7 protein-coding genes and 1 pseudogene are annotated in these 17830 nt (G+C 43.4%); all 8 read right to left on the minus strand.

Annotated features, from left to right (window positions below; all coding sequences use genetic code 11):
* Positions 1–85: 85 nt before the first annotated feature.
* The 8 genes and pseudogenes from BSCG_RS25050 to BSCG_RS25015 all read right to left on the minus strand — a co-directional run bounded on the left by BSCG_RS25050 (position 86) and on the right by BSCG_RS25015 (position 17822).
* Positions 86–1261 (minus strand): mechanosensitive ion channel family protein, encoded by a 1176-nt coding sequence (locus BSCG_RS25050; RefSeq protein ID WP_004311434.1) that lies wholly within the window; start codon positions 1259–1261, stop codon positions 86–88.
* A gap of 142 nt (positions 1262–1403) precedes the next feature.
* A pseudogene (locus BSCG_RS25045) lies at positions 1404–3221 on the minus strand (alpha-L-fucosidase).
* A 144-nt stretch (positions 3222–3365) separates the two neighbouring features.
* Positions 3366–6452 (minus strand): glycoside hydrolase family 2 TIM barrel-domain containing protein, encoded by a 3087-nt coding sequence (locus tag BSCG_RS25040; protein WP_083793637.1) that lies wholly within the window; start codon positions 6450–6452, stop codon positions 3366–3368.
* Between the two features lie 167 nt (positions 6453–6619).
* Positions 6620–8944, minus strand: a complete 2325-nt coding sequence (locus BSCG_RS25035) for a glycoside hydrolase family 20 protein (RefSeq protein ID WP_004300811.1) — start codon at positions 8942–8944, stop codon at positions 6620–6622.
* 18 nt (positions 8945–8962) lie between these two features.
* On the minus strand, positions 8963–10546 hold the full coding sequence (locus BSCG_RS25030; protein WP_032849278.1) for a sulfatase: 1584 nt from the start codon (positions 10544–10546) through the stop codon (positions 8963–8965).
* A gap of 202 nt (positions 10547–10748) precedes the next feature.
* Positions 10749–12593 (minus strand): DUF5006 domain-containing protein, encoded by a 1845-nt coding sequence (locus BSCG_RS25025; RefSeq protein WP_008774763.1) that lies wholly within the window; start codon positions 12591–12593, stop codon positions 10749–10751.
* A 45-nt stretch (positions 12594–12638) separates the two neighbouring features.
* Positions 12639–14483: a RagB/SusD family nutrient uptake outer membrane protein gene (locus tag BSCG_RS25020; protein ID WP_008774764.1), complete on the minus strand. Its 1845-nt coding sequence runs from the start codon at positions 14481–14483 to the stop codon at positions 12639–12641.
* 18 nt (positions 14484–14501) lie between these two features.
* Complete coding sequence (locus BSCG_RS25015) at positions 14502–17822, minus strand: SusC/RagA family TonB-linked outer membrane protein (RefSeq protein ID WP_032849279.1); 3321 nt, start codon at positions 17820–17822, stop codon at positions 14502–14504.
* Between the last annotated feature and the right edge of the window lie 8 nt (positions 17823–17830).

Genomic DNA, 17830 nt, shown 5'->3' on the forward strand with positions numbered 1-17830 from the left:
CCTCATCATAGCTTCATAAATTAAATTATCAAACAAGAGTTCCGAACTTCTATTTCTCCATGTCCTCTATGATGCAAATGATGAATTAGTCCGAATACTGATAAACCTTCAAATCGAACTTCGGAACCATTGCCAGCAAATGGTCGAAGATATCCGACTGAATACGCTCGTATTCTTTCCAGACCTTATTGCGGGAGAAGAAATAAACCTGAATAGGTACTCCGTACATCGTAGCTTCTTTCTGACTGATAATCAAATCCAACTCCTGATTGACCACAGGCAGACTACACAAATAGCGTTCAATATATACCCTGTACACTTGAGAATTGGTAGGAACGACTCCTTCTTCCGGCTGATAATCCGCCATTAATGGAATTTCTTTCCGGTAACGGTCCAACATTTCCGGAGTACAGAATTGAAGTGTAGTCAAATCCAAAGTTATACTCTTCATCACCCGTCGTCCTCCCGACTGTGTCATTCCCCGCCAATTCTGAAAAGGACTGCTCACTAATGTATAAGGAGGAATAGTGGAAATGGTATTATCAAAATTCTGGATCTTGACTGTATTCAGCGTTATTTCCTGTACAATGCCATTTGCGTCACCGGAAGGAAGCGTCACCCAGTCCCCCGGACGAACCATATCGTTGGCAGAAAGCTGGATACCCGCCACAAAACCTAATATGGAATCTTTGAATACTAACATTAAAATAGCCGCTGAAGCGCCCAAGCCCGCAAACAAAGTAGCCGGAGACTTATTCACGATAATAGCAATGATTACAATCCCGCCAACAAAGAAAAGAAGCACCTGCAACACTTGGATAAAACCTTTCATCGGGCGGTCTTTCATCGACTCTCTTCCGTCATAGATATCCATTATCATCAACAGAATCCCATTTATAGCCAATAGTAAAGAGAAAATAATATAAATGACGCACGCCTTCTGGGAAATCAGCAACAGCTCTTTTCCACGGATAAAAGCCATCGGCAACAACGAATAAACCAGAAAAGCCGGGATGGTATGAATCAAATTATGAAATACCCTACGCTTCATCAACAATGTATTCCATTGATGAGGTTTACGTCTCGTATACTGTTTCATACCTCCAATAAGAATTGCCTGGCAAAGATAATTCAAAACGATAGCAACCACTATCATCAGTAAAGCCATAATAGTCTCATCAAAACGATCGGCAACTGCCGGATCTATTCCCCAATTAATGAGGGTTTTATTCATCCATTTTCCTAAATCTACTACTAACATAACTTCTGTCTTTTTTTTATAAATAACAGTAAAATATTCATTTGGTTTAGAAAAAAAGAGACTAGTATCCGATTTATCAAGAATCAAGACACCGGTCTCCACTGCTACTCTCTAAGCATATCATTTTTCGATGAGGGCTCCATCAGGGAATCACCATCACCCCTATTTCATTCATATTTACTTTAGCAACGGTAGCATCAGGTGTAGTGGCCTCCAGTTTAATGAAACGTGCCTGTACTTTCTGACTGAAAGCAACCGTCTGTGGCAACGGATTATGCATAATATTGCTGAACTCTCCACTGGCAGGCACTTCTTTCCAGCTCTTACCATCCATGCTTACAAAGAATTGATAACGGAATGCCATCGTCGGCTTTGCCTCCGCTTTTGAAGGCGCGTACGTGAAACTGCTCAATGTTACCGTCTTCCCCAAATCAATCGTTAATGGAGAAGCAGCAACCTGTTTCCATCCGGAACGCGGCAAATTATTCCAGTCTTCTTTCGTTGTTTCTTCCTGCAAAGGTTCTGCATAATAAGCGGCAACCTGACTAACGTAAGCAGTCAACCGGCACTCGTCTATTCTCACCCGGAGCTTATTGGCATTAACTGCCGGAAAGCGCAACATACGTTTATATCCTATCGTCGTACCTTTTCCTACTTCTTTCCAGCCATTATCCATCAAGGCTTCCACAGTAAAAGCCTCTACCCTCTGCCCTTTCGTTATATCTTCCTGCAACATGACCAGATTGATTTCCGATTTGGACTTCAATGCATAGACAGCCTCACCGCCCGAAGTAGTGCTCCAGTATTTTCTTCCGTTTTTCACCCGGTTGTCAGCAAACGTTTGTTGCCGATAATCAGCAAACTCTTTCAACCGCTTGATATCAGCTTCATGAATCAGTCCCCTCCGGTCAGGTGGAATATTCAACAGGAGCACTGAATTATATCCTACCGACTGGAAATAAATATCTGATAAATGCTTCAAAGATTTCACTTTACCATCTTCCTCCGCATGATAGAACCATCCCGGACGGATAGATACGTCGACTTCCGAAGGATACCAGAATAATTCCGTAGCTTTCTCCAATATCTTACGACTTCCCAAATCCTCTGCTTTACTGAAAACACCCAAACGTTTGTTGTTCTCTTGTGAACGGGCATATATACCGGGAGTCAACACAGTTGCGTTCCATTCCGTTTCACGGCCTACTCCTTTCTCGTTTCCGACCCAGCGGACATCATCCCCCATAATTGCCATCACAGCTTTGGGTTGGAGGCGTGGATGGTTTGGTAAAAAGCGTCCCAGTCATACACTTGCTTCTTTCCGTTCGGACCTTCTCCATTCGCCCCGTCGAACCAGACTTCATGTACTTCACCATAATTGGTGAGCAATTCCGTCAATTGCCGAATAAAAAAAATCATTGTAACGGGGAGAGTCTCCATAACATTCCGCATTCCGGTCCCAGGGAGAAAGATATACTCCAAACTTCATATCATATTTGTCACAGGCAGCACGAAGTTCTTTCACTACATCGCCTTGTCCGTTTTTCCAGGGAGAAGAGGCCACGGAATGTTTGGTAGTAGCCGTTGGCCAAAGGCAGAAACCGTCGTGATGTTTTGCAGTCAGAAGCACCATTTTAAAGCCGGCTTCCTTGAGGGTACGTACCCATTGTTCAGCATCCAGTTCCGAAGGATTAAAGAGCGCGGGATCTTCTTTCCCGTCCCCCCATTCACGTCCTGTAAAGGTGTTGATACCAAAATGAAGGAAAGCTGTTAATTCCATTTGTTGCCAAGCGTATTGCTGTGGAGTAGGTACCAGCCGCGCTGCCATATCAACCTTCTGTTCGATAGTTGCACTTTGAGGAAATTCAACATGCTTCACATAGTAATTTTCTTTTTTCTGCGCCTGCGCTCCACTCATGAGAGTAACAGACAATAAAAGAGAGGTTAGTAGTTTATTCATGGTCTATTAATTATTGCAATCGTACAAAGATAAAATAAAGGTGCAGATTTCACGATTCTCATGGAATATTTTCTTACGACATTCCATCCAATCAGTGTAACCCCCACCTTTATATATAATCTAAATAACCTATTGATTTAGTATCTATTTCACCGGATAAAGGGTAAATTCAAAACTCTGTTTCTTTAATGGAACCAAGTATTGCGGTAATACTCCGGGACCACAAGTAGCCGTTCCCACACCTGCCTGTTCAGCATCCAGATGCACTGTCAGCAATCCATCGCGTTCCAGTTCATTGATATGGCGGGCCTTCTCTAATAATACATCCGAGAAAGGAATGATACTAAACTGGAAAGCACGATCCGACTCAACAAAGATACCTTCGCCGGAAGTATCTGCCAACTTCACCCAACGTACATCGGTGCGGTTGCTTGTAGATTGCGGAGCAACATAATAGTGGAACATCCGTTCCGGTGTGGTCTGATATACACCGATTTTACCGGACTGATTGCGGTCAATATAGGTTTCATTATCTCCACGTCCCAAGTAAGAAACCTGATCGTAGGCGTTCGACACACGGAACGTCAATCCCAAGCGTGCCATTGATTTCACGATGGTCGTGTCGGGTTGGAAAGTTGTATGTACTTTCAGTGCACCGTTTCTATCCAGTGAATAAACAAAGTCAGCAATTCCTACCCTTTGCGTTTTTGCATTTAGAATTTCTACACGGGCAGTGGTCGAAGTCTTACTTTCCTTCAATGACACTACTTTCTGGGTCAGACAATCCAATCCCGCATCACGCCACAAGCGTGCGCCGTTCTTATCCCGGTTGTCATTATCCGTTGCCGGGCGGTAAAGGCTCAATGTCAGCGGAGTAGCCAATAATTCTTTGCCGTTCAAGTTCAATGAAGTCAGCGCGCCTGTTTGCTTATCAACGGTGAAAGTCGTTTCACCTGCTTTTTGCGGACGGTAGCCTGTGTAGTTCTTATTACCGGCAAATACAAACTGGTCGTATGCCACCTCCCAATCCTTATCTATCATTGAAGAAGCTTCACGACGGGTCCAGCTGATATTCAAATAAGCCTCACGGACTGTATTCGGAAGTTTTACAGTCCCCAAAGTAACATCAACAGTAGCGTGTGGTGCACAATCAACCGTTTTTGTACCTTCCGCCAAAATCTTGCCATTATCTGCCGTCACATTCCAGTTCAGTACATACTCATTCAAGTTAGAGAAATCATACCAGTTCTTGACACGGATAGTCAGATTCTTCTGATTCGCCAGCGTTACTTTTATGTTCTGATATACTTTCTTTACTTCGAGCAAATGCGGGTGCGGTTCACGGTTGGCGCCCACCAAACCGTTACAGCAGAAGTTTCCGAAACTTGGAATTCCTTCCGGTCCGTAATCACCGCCATACGTCCAGTACCATTTACCATTCTTGTCTATTTCGCGGAATGACTGATCCACCCAGTCCCAAACGCAGCCACCTTGTGCCATCGGATTGTTTTCAAATACGTCCCAGTATTCTTTCAGTCCGCCGCAACTGTTGCCCATCGCATGAAGATATTCACAAAGAATGAAAGGGCGGTAGATGTCTTTCTCTTTTACGTATGCTTTGATATCGTCTACACTGCGGTACATACGACAGTAAATATCCGTATTATAGTTCAATTCGGCACGTTCATACTGTACAGGGCGAGTTTTCTCTACCGATTTCAGCCAGTCATAAGTACGTTCGAAGTTAATTCCGTTTCCTGCTTCATTTCCCAATGACCAGATAACGATAGCCGGGTGATTCTTAGAACGTTCATACATCCGGTGAGTGCGATCCATGTGTGCAGTCAGCCAGGTACTATCCTTGGCTAGGGAAGCAGGACCATATCCCATTCCGTGAGATTCGATGTTTGCCTCATCAATCATGTACAAACCGTAACGGTCGCAAAGTTGATACCAGTAAGGATGTGTAGGATAATGCGAGTTACGCACCATGTTGATATTGTGCTGCTTCATCAGTTTGATGTCCAGTTCCATCAGCTCCTTGCTCACGGTACGTCCCAGTTGAGAATGCTCGTGTCGGTTGGTTCCCTTCACCAATACCGGAACGCCGTTGATGCAGAAACGTCCGTCTTTGATTTCCGAGGTACGGAAGCCGACTTCACAACCAGTCAGTTCGGTTACCTTGCCTTGTTCATCCTTCAGTTCGAGTATTAATGTGTAAAGATGAGGATGCTCTGCACTCCAAGCCTTTACATCGGGAATATTCTTTTCATCAAACGTGATAAAATTGCTCAATCCGCGGGATTTTATCCGGATAGCATCCTGCAGGACAGTTTTGCCATCGGCGTCTTTCAGGGTATAAGCAATAGAAGTAGCTCCAGATATAGCAGAATGTCCCTCTACGGTCACTTCAAGTCCGAAAATACCATCTTTGTATTTCTCTTTTTCTAAAGAAGCATTCAGTTTATAATCCGCAATGTACTGTTTGGGAGTACTGTAAAGATACACGTCACGTTCGATACCACTCAAACGCCACATATCCTGACATTCCAGATAAGCACCCGAACTCCAGCGATACACTTCCAAAGCAACCACATTTTCGCCTTCATTGAGGACATCTGTAATATCCCATTCGGCAGCCGTCTTTGATCCCTGATTATAGCCAAGTAATTTTCCATTCACCCATACATAATAGAAAGAAATGACTCCTTCACAACACAGTACTACCCTGCGTCCTTTCCAGTCGGCAGGCACTTTGAAGGTACGTCGGTAGGAGCCGACTTCATTCTCTGCATAAGGCACCAGCGGCGGATTCTTCTTGAAGTTGAACATTTTATCATCAAACTCATACGTTTCGTTGACATAGATAGCCGTGCCATACCCCTGGCGTTCCCAGTTACCGGGCACATTGATATCCGCCCATCCTCCTGTATAATAAGAAGGTTGGTAAAAGTCCTTCGGACGATTATCGGGATTCTTCACCCAATGGAATTTCCACTTTCCATTGAGACTCATATAAAAAGGAGACTGTTCATACCCTCCCGGCTTTTCAATGTCGGAAGCGTTGGCGTAAGGCCATACGTATGTGTGAGGAGCGAGTTTGTTCAGTCCCACCGCATACTGGCTTTGCCATTCGGGCAACGGTTGTTGTTGCGCTAAAGTGAAAGTAGCAGTCAGTCCTGACAATAGAACTAAAAGAGTTCGTTTCTTTAAGCTAATATTCATAAGCATGTCATCATAATTGGTTTATATAATAAATTAGGCACAGATTAAGCTGATTGACGCTATTATTTTATATACTCATCATTCTAAAAACCGTGAAATTCGTGTAATCCGTCTCTAATAATATAAGATTATTCTGCAAGAACACTTAATTGCTGTTTTTAACTATTTGATTACTATTCTATAATCACTTCATCAAAATAGACTCTCGCTTCCTGACCGGGACGGACATGCTCGTCGGGACATATCCCCGCACCTTCCGCCGTCACTCGGACATAACGGGCAGATACTCCGCCCATATCTATCGAATAGTCATTTCTAAAAGTTCCTTCCAGATAGATTTCTTCCGGAGAGAAGTTCAATTCTCCCATAGTATGGTAGGTTCGATTGTCATCGGAAACTTCTACGCGAATCATCTTCGGTTTATGTGCTCCCATTCCATAATTCGTAATGCAACCGATGGCAAATTTATTCAAAATCTCCCGCCCCTGCAAATCTATCGTGAAAGATATAGAATCATTTTGATTCCAGTTACACCATTCAAAATCAGTATATTTCAGGCTTCCCCGCAATCCGTTGACTAACAACATTTCGTTCTTCTTATTGCCAAGCAAAGGTTTTGCCGTAGCTTTGTTCCATGTGAGTTGCAAGTCTAAAGTTTCTCCCATTTGCTTGCCGTTCATAAAGGTAGCGGCTTTCACCATTTGTGTCTTCGTCACACGGATAGGTCCGTCGTAACGATGAGAAGACATTGCCGGATTACTTCCGTTCAGTGTATAATGAATCTCTACATCCGGGCGGATACATTCCAAATTCACTTCCAAATGTCCGTCCACTGATGTCACCGTCTGTTGTATGTTATACATTGAACGGGCATAGACAATTCCTTTTTCCGCAATATGCGCGTTGTATGCGTCCATCCGCTTCAAGAATCCAGACCAGTCCTTCGTTCCTGCGGGCGTCCATGCCACTTCTGCTAAAGCGGCCAGGCGGGGAAACAAAAGATAATCCACATCTTCGGGTTTATTACAGAACTCTGTCCACATACAAGCCTGTACTCCCATTAACAAAGACTCATATTCCGGTTTCCAATCCTTCTGTACAGGTTCGTAATCGAAAACATCTTTCAGGGTATTGTTGCCAAAATAGGTTACCGGTTCAAACCATTGCGGTCCCTGATAACGAATCAAGTATAAGACACGCGCCGGAGTCATGATAAAACGATGTCCCTTTTCGGCAGCTTTCAGAGCAGCCGTACCCATTCCCTGCCAGCCTAGGATAATAGATTCTTCAGGAAGAAAAGAGCTGTTTGTCAACTCATCCCAGCCAATCACTTCACGACCTTTCTTACGCAGATAATCACTGATACGTTTCATGAAGTAACCCTGCAAATCTTCTTCATTGGCCAAACGCTGTTTTTTCATCCGTTTTTGGCAAAGCGGGCATTTCTCCCAGTTTGTCTTTCGCGCCTCATCTCCACCAACATGAATATAGCGAGAAGGGAAAAGCTCTAGAATTTCGTCAAAAACATCTTGCAAGAATGTAAATACGCTATCATTTCCCGCACAGTAGATAATCTCGGAATTTCGTCCTCCCAGTCCGGGAAGTACACCGACAAAGTCTTTCACAACCGGACAGGCAAGCTGGGGATAAGCAGCCAGAGCAGAGTTACTGTGTGCCGGTACATCTATTTCGGGAATGACTTCTATCTGTCTGTCGGCTGCATAAGCTACAATTTCCCGGATGTCCTCCTGCGTGTAGAAACCGCCTATCGGAGTAGGTTCTCCCCGTTCCGGGTTACGACGTGAGTGGAAAGGCACATCTGTACGGTCTACTCTCCACGCTCCTATTTCCGTCAAACGGGGGTATTTCTTTATTTCAATCCGCCAGCCGTTATCGTCTGTCAGATGAAAATGAAGTTTGTTTATTTTCAGCATCGCCATACAGTCAATGATTCGCAGTACATTCTTTTTAGGGATAAAACAACGTACCGGATCCAACAGTAATCCGCGGAAACCGAAACGGGGTTCATCCTGAACCGTCATTGCCGGAACTCTCCAATCGACATTCCGGACCGGTTGTTCCGATTCTATGGCAGCCGGCAGAAGTTGGCGGATAGATTGCAGGGCATAGAAAAAGCCTTTTGTATCCGAAGCTTTAATGAGTATCTGTTCCGGCGTAATCTCCAGTAAGTAGGCTTCACTTTTTAAAGAAGAATCCGTCACAAAACGGACTTGTCCCTCTTCACGCCCGACATTCAAAGCAGGAGTTATTCCGGCAGCACGAGTAAACAAGTCAATAAAATTGCGAGCAATCACGGCTTGTTCCTGACTTTCTACCGCAAACACCGTTTGGGCTGAAAAGGTGAAGTTGCCACGGCCCGGCACAATCTGTGTCGGGCGTGGTACTATTGAAATTAAAGGGGATGTTAAGTTATCAGCCTGCAAAAACGCTGTCAGTGGCGAAAGCAGTATGAGAATGATTAAGATGTATTTTTTCATGGCGTATGTACATTGGTATTATTCCTTGTCTCTCTCCGGTGAGAAGCGGACAGGATCATTGTATTGCTCCTGAAGTTTCAGCATTTCTTCTTTTAGTTCTTTCACTACCGGTTCATATTCAGGTTGTCCGTAGAGGTCGTGCATTTCCGACGGGTCTGCCTGCAGGTCGTAGAGTTCCCACCAGTTAATGTCATTATAGAAATGAACCAGTTTATAGCGTTCCGTACGTACACCATAATGACGTTTCACCATGTGTTCAGCGGGATATTCGTAGAAATGATAGTAGAGAGCCTTCCGCCAATCTTTCGGATGTTCGCCTTTCAGCAAGGGGACGAGGGATACACCTTGTATGTCTGAAGGAATCTCTGCTCCTGCCAATTCGAGGAAGGTAGGTGCATAATCGATGTTCTGAACCATTTCGGTGATGTCGCCCCTACGGTCGAATCCTTTCGGCAGACGCATGATGAGTGGTGTACGCATGGATTCTTCGTACATGAAACGTTTGTCGAACCAACCGTGTTCGCCCATGTAGAATCCTTGGTCGGAAGTATAGACAACAAGTGTGTTATCCAGTAATCCTTTCTCTTTCAGGTAGTCGAGTACACGACCAACATTGTCGTCCAGCGACTTCACCGTCTTCATATAATCGCGCATATAACGCTGAAATTTCCAGTTGGCTAGTTCCTTGCCTTGCAGGTTCTGTTTATAGAAGTCGTCTATTATTGGGGTGTAGAATTTGTCCCATGCAGCACGTTGTGCTTCATCCATACGACCGATATATTTCTCATATAAGGATTTCAGACGGGTATTTTTGTCGGGACGAAGCATTTTGAGATCATAAATCATGTCCATGTCTTTCATAATACTCATCTCTTGTGCGGCAGCGGCAGGGCGTCCTTCGTAATTGTCAAAGAAATTGTCCGGTAGCGGGAAGGTTTTATCTTCGTACAAAGCCAGGTTGCAAGTATCTGCCAACCAATTACGGTGAATAGCCTTATGGTGAATCAAAAGACAGAAAGGTTTCTCCGGATTGCGTTTGTTTTCTATCCAGTCAATGGCATCGTCAGTGATAAGGTTCGTGATATATCCATGTTTTTGGATAGTGTCATTGTTCTGTGTGATGAAATCCGGATTGTAATAGTCGCCTTGTCCGGGGACAATCTGCCAGTAATCAAAACCGGAAGGCAAACTTTCAAGATGCCATTTACCTACCAGTGCTGTCTGATAACCGATTTTCTGCAACAGCTTCGGAAAAGTCTGTTGCGAACTGTCGAATACGCAAGTGGTATTATCATAGAATTTATTAGCACAACTATGTTTACCCGTTATCATGCAGGCACGACTGGGACCGCTTAATGAATTGGCTACAAAACTTTGAGTAAAGCGTACACCATCGGCAGCAATACGGTCGAGATTGGGTGTTTCCATGTAGCGTGTGTCATAACAGCTCATCATTTGAGCTGTGTGATCGTCTGTCATAATGTAGACGATATTCAAAGGTTTCTGTTCCACAGGCTTTTGCTTGTTTGAACAGGAAGCAAAGGAAGCTACAGCTGCTACTCCTGCTAAAGGAAAGAATAAGTTTGGTTGCAATTTTTCCATAAATACTAATTTGTATAAGATTGTGTCAGCAAAGATAGAGGACAGCCATCTATTTAACTTCCACAAATTACCATTTAATTTCCAATAATCTCCATTTCTGCATAATTGACTAATAAATAGCCGGAAGCATATCGCCTTCTAACGATAGCTTCCGGCATAAAATTCATTTCACACTATTGAAAGCTAATTGAAAGAGATAGCATTAATAAAATAACTGATTAGCCCAGACTTTTTCAGCATCAGTCTGTACATAATTCTTATTTGTATAGATACGAATCCAATCAATTTCCATTCGAGGCGTATTATCATCCGTTTCACAATTGGCAATACTTTTCAGTACATTATCCCAACCTTCAGGCGCTTTACCAGCAGCCCGTTCCGAGCTTTCAGCCAATCTCATAAAGAAGTAGAGACCGGCACTGCCACCAGCAGCAGTAGCAGGATCAGGATTAGCAGTAGCAGGAGTTCCAGCCTTGTCGAATGGCCACCTGTCAGGAGATTGTGTACGATTCACAGTCAGATTGGTTGCTCCATTAATTCCTAAATTGATTATATTTTCATCCACAAGTTCCACCCAATATATATTCCATTCATTCGCTTGAGGTATTGCTACACTCTTTGAACCTATCTCATTATCAACAGTTACAGCCTGAGTAATTACAGAACCTTGAGTGTTCTTGAGAATATCGATCTCATCTTTCGTGTTCGGAAGGGAATTTTTCTGATTTTTAAGTCCGATTGTCGGAACAAAACCAGTCCGTATTCCTCTCAAACGCGCCTTCACTTCAATTCTCATACCAGGAAAGAACCGAGTATGTTGTGGGGCAAAAATACCACCAAATTTAGAACATTGCAATGCGGCGACACCGTAATCCTTGGTAGCAGTCATGGCACCAGTCCCCTGAACATTTTTATCCACCCACATATTTAAAATACCTTCATTGGTTATATTTGTACATTTTGCATTATTCACAGCTTGTATTTTCTGTGACGGTGCATCATTAATATCAGAAAAGGCCCAAGAAATACGATGTCCGAAAGCATTAGGGGTATTATTTCCGCCACTAAAACTATTATTAATATAATGGAACTCTATCGCATTGCATAATACCCAATCTTTATCTTTCAAAGCTGAAGTGGGATGAGCGCTATTCTTATTCATAGCTATTTTATCTCCCGTAAACCAACTTTCAATTGCAGTTTTATTTTTATCAGACATAAACGGCCTATCCGGGAATTCATACACCTTCGTTATATCAAACAGATTAGGATCTCCCATAGATTCCAAATCAGTCATAGTTATAGTCAGAGTAGAATTTATCATCGGATTCGCTGGAGAATCACTCTCCAGATTCAATACCAGTTGCAAATCCCCTGTCATTTCAAAATCCTGTTTAATAGTCACAGCATCACTTTTTGCCGAAGTTCTTCCTGCAGGAATTGTTAATGTAGAAGGTAAATTTTCATACCTATCTCCTTCCCCTTCTTTCGGAGTAATTTTCATATTAAGAGGTACGGAACTTGGTTTTTCAATCTTTGCAACTAATACAAACTTACCACCTTCCATTACTACATTCTCCGCATTGTTCTCCAATGATGCCATTATCCGATAATAATCGGAAACCTTAATTACCTGACTGGAGCCTTCCATCTTATAACCACGGGCAAAAGCCGTAAAGTTTATAGCAGTACTACCCGTCAGTCCGGATGCCTTTATCGGAAAATCCACCTGAATCTGTTTCTCCCCCTTCGGAAAAGTAACGATTCCATTGAACTGTTCGAATACATTCGAAGCATCCTCCGTTCCGGCTTTCGCCGTAAAGTAAATATCAAAATCTTCATTTGCTACAACCTCCTTGCCATCAGCATCCGGTTCCACATTAATATTCACTTTCAAGTGTTCTCCCATCGCAAATGCGTTGTCATTGATGTTCATCGTTAATGGCACGATTTCCGGCAGAGGGCGGTATTTCGTTTCTTCCTCACACCCAGTCAACCCCATGGTCAACAAGCATATCGGAAATATTTTATATAATATGTTCTTCATATCTTTATCTATCTAATTATCATAAATGAATTTTATTCAGTTCCCTTACTTAGTCGGCCATCCCGGATTCTGATTCAGCTCATGGTCCATCTGGATTTCATCCGGTGGTATGGGTAACAAGTAATCACGATCTTCATTAAACTTGTAGCCTTCAGGCAAGTACTCTTTCAACGGATCCATCCATCCTTCATTATCTGTCAGTACATGATTCAGTCCTTCTTTCCGCAATGTAGGCGAAAAGCTCAGATAAAGTACACCGTCTTTGCCCAGATAAGCTCCACGTCCGCGTCCTTCCACACCTTTCAACGTTCCGGCTACCCTCCAACGCATCAGGTCATCCAAACGAAAACCTTGCAGAGATAGCTCTGAGCGTCTTTCCCGACGTACCTCCTGCACTGCCGGCGGCAGGCCTTGGAAAGGGAAGTGAGGATCAGCCGCCGGAGTAACATAGGCCACACCGGCTCTTTGACGCAATGGCTTCAATGTTTTCTCTGCCACGCCATCGTTATACAGCCCCAATTCGGCGGCAGCTTCAGCATAACAAAGCAATCCTTCGGCATAGCGGAACATGACATGAGCCGTTTCACAATTGCCGGTTACATAGGTCGTATCAATGCCAAGGCGAGTATGGAACCCGGTCACGTTCTTGTAAATACCATCCCCATTCAAGCGCGGAGATGAAATATCTTTATTCTTTTCCTTTTGTTCTTCTTCGGTACCTGTCTCGTCATACGCTCTCACATTCATCAAGCTATTAGATTTGAACTTACAACCGGTATGCATCACCATGGCCAAAAGTCTTCCGTCACGATCTTTAAATACCTCATTAAAGTCCTTATACTTTTCATCGGTTGGGTCAACCGGCGTACCATCCACATTCAGAAAGTTATCCACCAAAGACTTGGATAGTCCCGAAGGCTTCACATTATCTGTTACTCCACCGCTAAGCTGTTGAGTAACGGTATTGAACACGCCATCAGCTATTGAATATTTTTTCCAAAAAGTCACTTCGCTAATGTTGGAAAGATCGTTTGAATTGAATAGCTCCAAAAAAGCGTCATCTATATTGGTAGCTTTCGGATTGGTTGCTGTCATATGCAAAGTCAGTCCGACCGGGAACAAATATTGATCTCCCCAGTTCATCACTTCCTTAAAAAACTCTTCAGAGTTATCTTCCGTTGCAAAATCAGTTCCTTTGTGATACTTCTCCCACGAACCTTCGTACAAAGCAACTCGCATAGCCAGAATCATGGCCGTTTCTCTGTTGACACGCAATCCACTGTATTTACTGCGGGAATGTAAATTAGCACGAGCCTCCGGTATCAACCCAATAGCCGCTTTCAAATCGTTCAGGATGAAACGGGCTGCATCCGCACGTTTTGTCGCCGGAATTTGCAAACCGCCCAACGTAGCATTGCCATCCCAGAAGTCATCCATAATGGGAATATTACCAAAACGTGTGAGCAGATAGAAGTGCCAATAAGCACGGAAGAAATACGCTTCCCCTCTCAATGAAAGCACTTCGTCCGTCTCGTCCACCTCGGAAACTGCGTAATAATGGAAAAAGTAATTCACCATACGCAAGTTTTTATAGCCTTTATTCCAATCGTCAGAACCACTGAATTGATTATTCTCTCCATTCAGGCGCATATCATACTTTTCCGAAAGGATATTGTCACTGTTCACCTCTTCTCCTCTGACACCAATACCATATTGAGCCGGAGCCGGTAGAGAAGTATACAAATTATTTATATAGCTCTCTACATTCTCTCTGGTTTTCAAGAAATCTTCATTGTTAGGCTGCGTATAGGGTTTACGGTCCAAATAGTCGGAACACGCCGACAACAGTAAGCCTGCAAAAACAGTCAGGATAATTATTTTATTTTTCATGATAGCGTTCCTCTTTAATTAAAATGTAAAATCAAGTCCAAACACGAAATTACGGTTCATCGGATACACCTTTCCGTTACCATTCTGATTTTGAGCCGAGGTAAGTCCCGGAGCAGCCGCGTTACTTCCGCCTGCCCACGCGTTCACCTGATTAAGGGTTTCCGGATCAAACTGATTCGGCAGTTTACTGATGGTAAACAGGTTATCGCATGTAAAGTATACTTTCAGGTTACTTAGTCCAATATTCTTCAACAATTGAGGCTTAAAAGTATAGGATACTGTCAAGTTCTTCATACGCATATATGCCGCATTCAGCATATAGCGGGTAGTATTGTATCCCGTATTGGCATTCGTTGTCTGGGCATCGGTCGTCAGTCGAGGTAGATATCCATTGGGATTCTCGGGACTGAAATAATCGAGATGCTCCTTGAACCATTCTTTACCACCGAATAGGTAAGTACTGGCGGCCATCGGGAAATCTCTCTTGGCAACTCCTTGCAGCAAAGTGGATATTTCAAATCCCTTATATCCTACGTTTAGATTGATACCGAAACTGTATTTGGGAGTGGCATTACCGATAATTTTCAAATCACCATGGTCGGCCAATGTACCCTTACCCGGATCCACTTTACCGTCACCGTCGGAATCAATGTATTTCAAGTCGCCTCGTTGCCACTTGTCGCCGGACTTAAAGAAACTAAGATCTACTTGTCTGAGGTATGCATCCACTTCACGATTGGACAAAAAGAGATCATTCGCTTCATATCCCCAAATCTCACCAACGTCCATTCCTTCATAATATCCTTTATTAGTTGCCAAACCGGTATGATTGTTGTATATCAACCCCTCCGGATTATTATATTTGGTGACAACAGCTTTGTAATTGAATACATTGAATCCTATGCCATAGCTAAAACCACATTTCAACTGGTCCTGCCAGTTTACAGACAATTCCCAACCACGATTACGTAAAGTAGCGTTATTGACCTTCGCACGGTCATCCGTACTAATACCTCCGAGATTCGGAATAGCTTCAGCAGGTCCAATCATGTCGCGCGTGGTACGCTGATAAATATCGGCAGTAATAGACAGTCGGTTATCCAACAACATCAAGTCGATACCTAAGTTGGCATTATCCACCTTCTCCCACGTAATATACGAACTGATCATCTTAGGCGTAGTGGCTAAAGTTCCTTTTTGAGGAGTAGCTTGCACACCGGGCAACAGCCAAGCATTGGGTGAATCGGAGGTCAAACTCTGAATCCCAAGGTAATCGTAGAGTCCCGCTCCGTTCTGATTACCCAAGCGACCGTAAGAAACACGTACTTTCAATTGAGAAACCGGCAGATTCAAAGCTTTGAAATAGTCGGTACGAGAAATGTCATAACCGGCTGAGAAAGAAGGGAACAATCCCCAGCGATTTCCCGGAGCAAAACGGGAAGAACCGTCATAACGTCCACTGAATTCCAGAAAATAAATCTCCTTGTAATTCCAATTCAGTTTAGCGTACATACCCATTGTAGCCCAATGCGTCCGGTCTTCACCTGCCAATACTTGCCCGTTAGCATTCACAAAAGAGAATATATCACTAGTCAGCAATCCGTCTTTATAAGTATAACCATTCGAATTTTCTTGCAGTTCCATCTGGAAACCCGCCATCGCCTTAAAGAAGTGGTCGCCCCAAGCATGTGTGTAGGATGACGATACGTTTGGAGACAGGTAGTAGTTGAAAGTATTACCGTGTGTATAAGAGCCCCAATTAGAGTTTTTCCAGTTCATGCCCGGATATTGATACCCCTGCTTGGTTCCCTTACTTATATCCAACGTTCCGTCAGGCTTTTCAGCAGTGGGATATCCGCGTTTGAAGTCATTGTTTTCCACATCGAAGCGTACTTTCATTTCACCTACAATATCCCAACCTTCCAGCGGAGTAATCGTAGTGGCAAACGACATCGCATCAGAAATTCTGTTCTGCACATAATGCGATTGTTTCAGATAACGGTATTCGGAATTGTCATTATATTCCGACTTTACAGGAAGATGGGTAGGAGAATTCGGAAAGCTGCTTCCGATAGTTCCATAAAAAATGGTCTGGTTAGCCATCGGACGCTTCAGTATATTCAGCGAAAGGTTATTATTGAAATTAAACTTCAACCATTTATTGGCTCGGATCTGAAACTTCGAGTTTACATTGTACTTACTCAAGTTATCGTCCACTTGATCCAGTAATCCTTCCTGGTAAATATATCCCAAACCTACGTAATAATTAAATTTATCAGAACCTCCCGTTACGCTCAGATTATGAGAATGACGGATGGAAGCTTTTTTAAAGTAGTAATCATACCAGTCGGTATTGGCATACACAGCATCTTTAGAACCTGCCCAACCGGTACCGTCCGCATTAGGTCCTATGCCCGGGAACTTTTCCGAATAAGGATTCTCCATAAAGCCCTGCATCTTTTCGATGAGCGCATCAGGAATCGAGTGTTTTACTCCATCGTTATCATCTCGTTCGTTCAGATAATTGGCAAATTCAATAGAATTCATCATTTGGGGCATATTAATAGGAGAACTGAATCCTACAGTACCACTGTATGATATACGTGTTTTTTCCTTTTTACCACTTTTGGTAGTGACGATAACCACACCATAGGCGGCACGTGCACCATAAACGGCAGCAGCAGAAGCATCTTTCAAAACACTGATGGTTTCAATGTCGGCAGGATTCACATTCTGCAAACTTTGCTCCACTCCGTCTACCAATACATAAGGTTCGCCTCCATTGATAGAACCGATACCACGAATATTGAATTTAATTTCGGCACCGGTCTCACCGCCTACCCCATTAGCAACCGCATCAGAAGAGAAGTTTAAACCGGCTACATTACCCTGAAGGGCACTCGTGAGGTCAGTAACCGGACGGTTGACAATAGCATCGGAACCTACAGTAGCCACCGCCGCCGTAATGGTGCTTCGTTTCTGTTTATCCATACCTACTACTACCACTTCATCCAAGACTTTTGTATCCTCTTTTAACGTAAATCGGTTGCCTTCTGCTTTTGTCACCTTTATTTCAAGGGGAGTAAAACCGACATAAGAAATAACCAATGTGTTACCTACTTTCCCTTTCACGGAAAAGTTACCGTCAATGTCAGTCAGCGTCCCATCTTTAGAACCTTTCACCATCACTGTGGCGCCGATAATGGTTTCACCTTTATCATCTACCACTTGTCCTTTTATCATTTGTTGCTGTGCCAACGCACTCAAAGGAAAGGATAGCAGGAGTATCAGAAACAGAATCAAAAATTTCTGTACTCGCATGAACTTCTTTTTTTCCATAATATTGT

Source organism: Bacteroides sp. 2_2_4, from assembly GCF_000157055.1.
GTDB lineage: Bacteria > Bacteroidota > Bacteroidia > Bacteroidales > Bacteroidaceae > Bacteroides > Bacteroides ovatus.

Excerpts from the sequence above, each read along its gene's own strand:
- BSCG_RS25030 (WP_032849278.1), bottom strand. The coding sequence starts at position 10,546 with ATGGAAAAATTGCAACCAAACTTATTCTTTCCTTTAGCAGGAGTAGCA.
- BSCG_RS25050 (WP_004311434.1), bottom strand. The coding sequence starts at position 1,261 with ATGTTAGTAGTAGATTTAGGAAAATGGATGAATAAAACCCTCATTAAT.
- BSCG_RS25015 (WP_032849279.1), bottom strand. The coding sequence starts at position 17,822 with ATGGAAAAAAAGAAGTTCATGCGAGTACAGAAATTTTTGATTCTGTTT.
- BSCG_RS25035 (WP_004300811.1), bottom strand. The coding sequence starts at position 8,944 with ATGAAAAAATACATCTTAATCATTCTCATACTGCTTTCGCCACTGACA.
- BSCG_RS25025 (WP_008774763.1), bottom strand. The coding sequence starts at position 12,593 with ATGAAGAACATATTATATAAAATATTTCCGATATGCTTGTTGACCATG.
- BSCG_RS25020 (WP_008774764.1), bottom strand. The coding sequence starts at position 14,483 with ATGAAAAATAAAATAATTATCCTGACTGTTTTTGCAGGCTTACTGTTG.
- BSCG_RS25040 (WP_083793637.1), bottom strand. The coding sequence starts at position 6,452 with ATGCTTATGAATATTAGCTTAAAGAAACGAACTCTTTTAGTTCTATTG.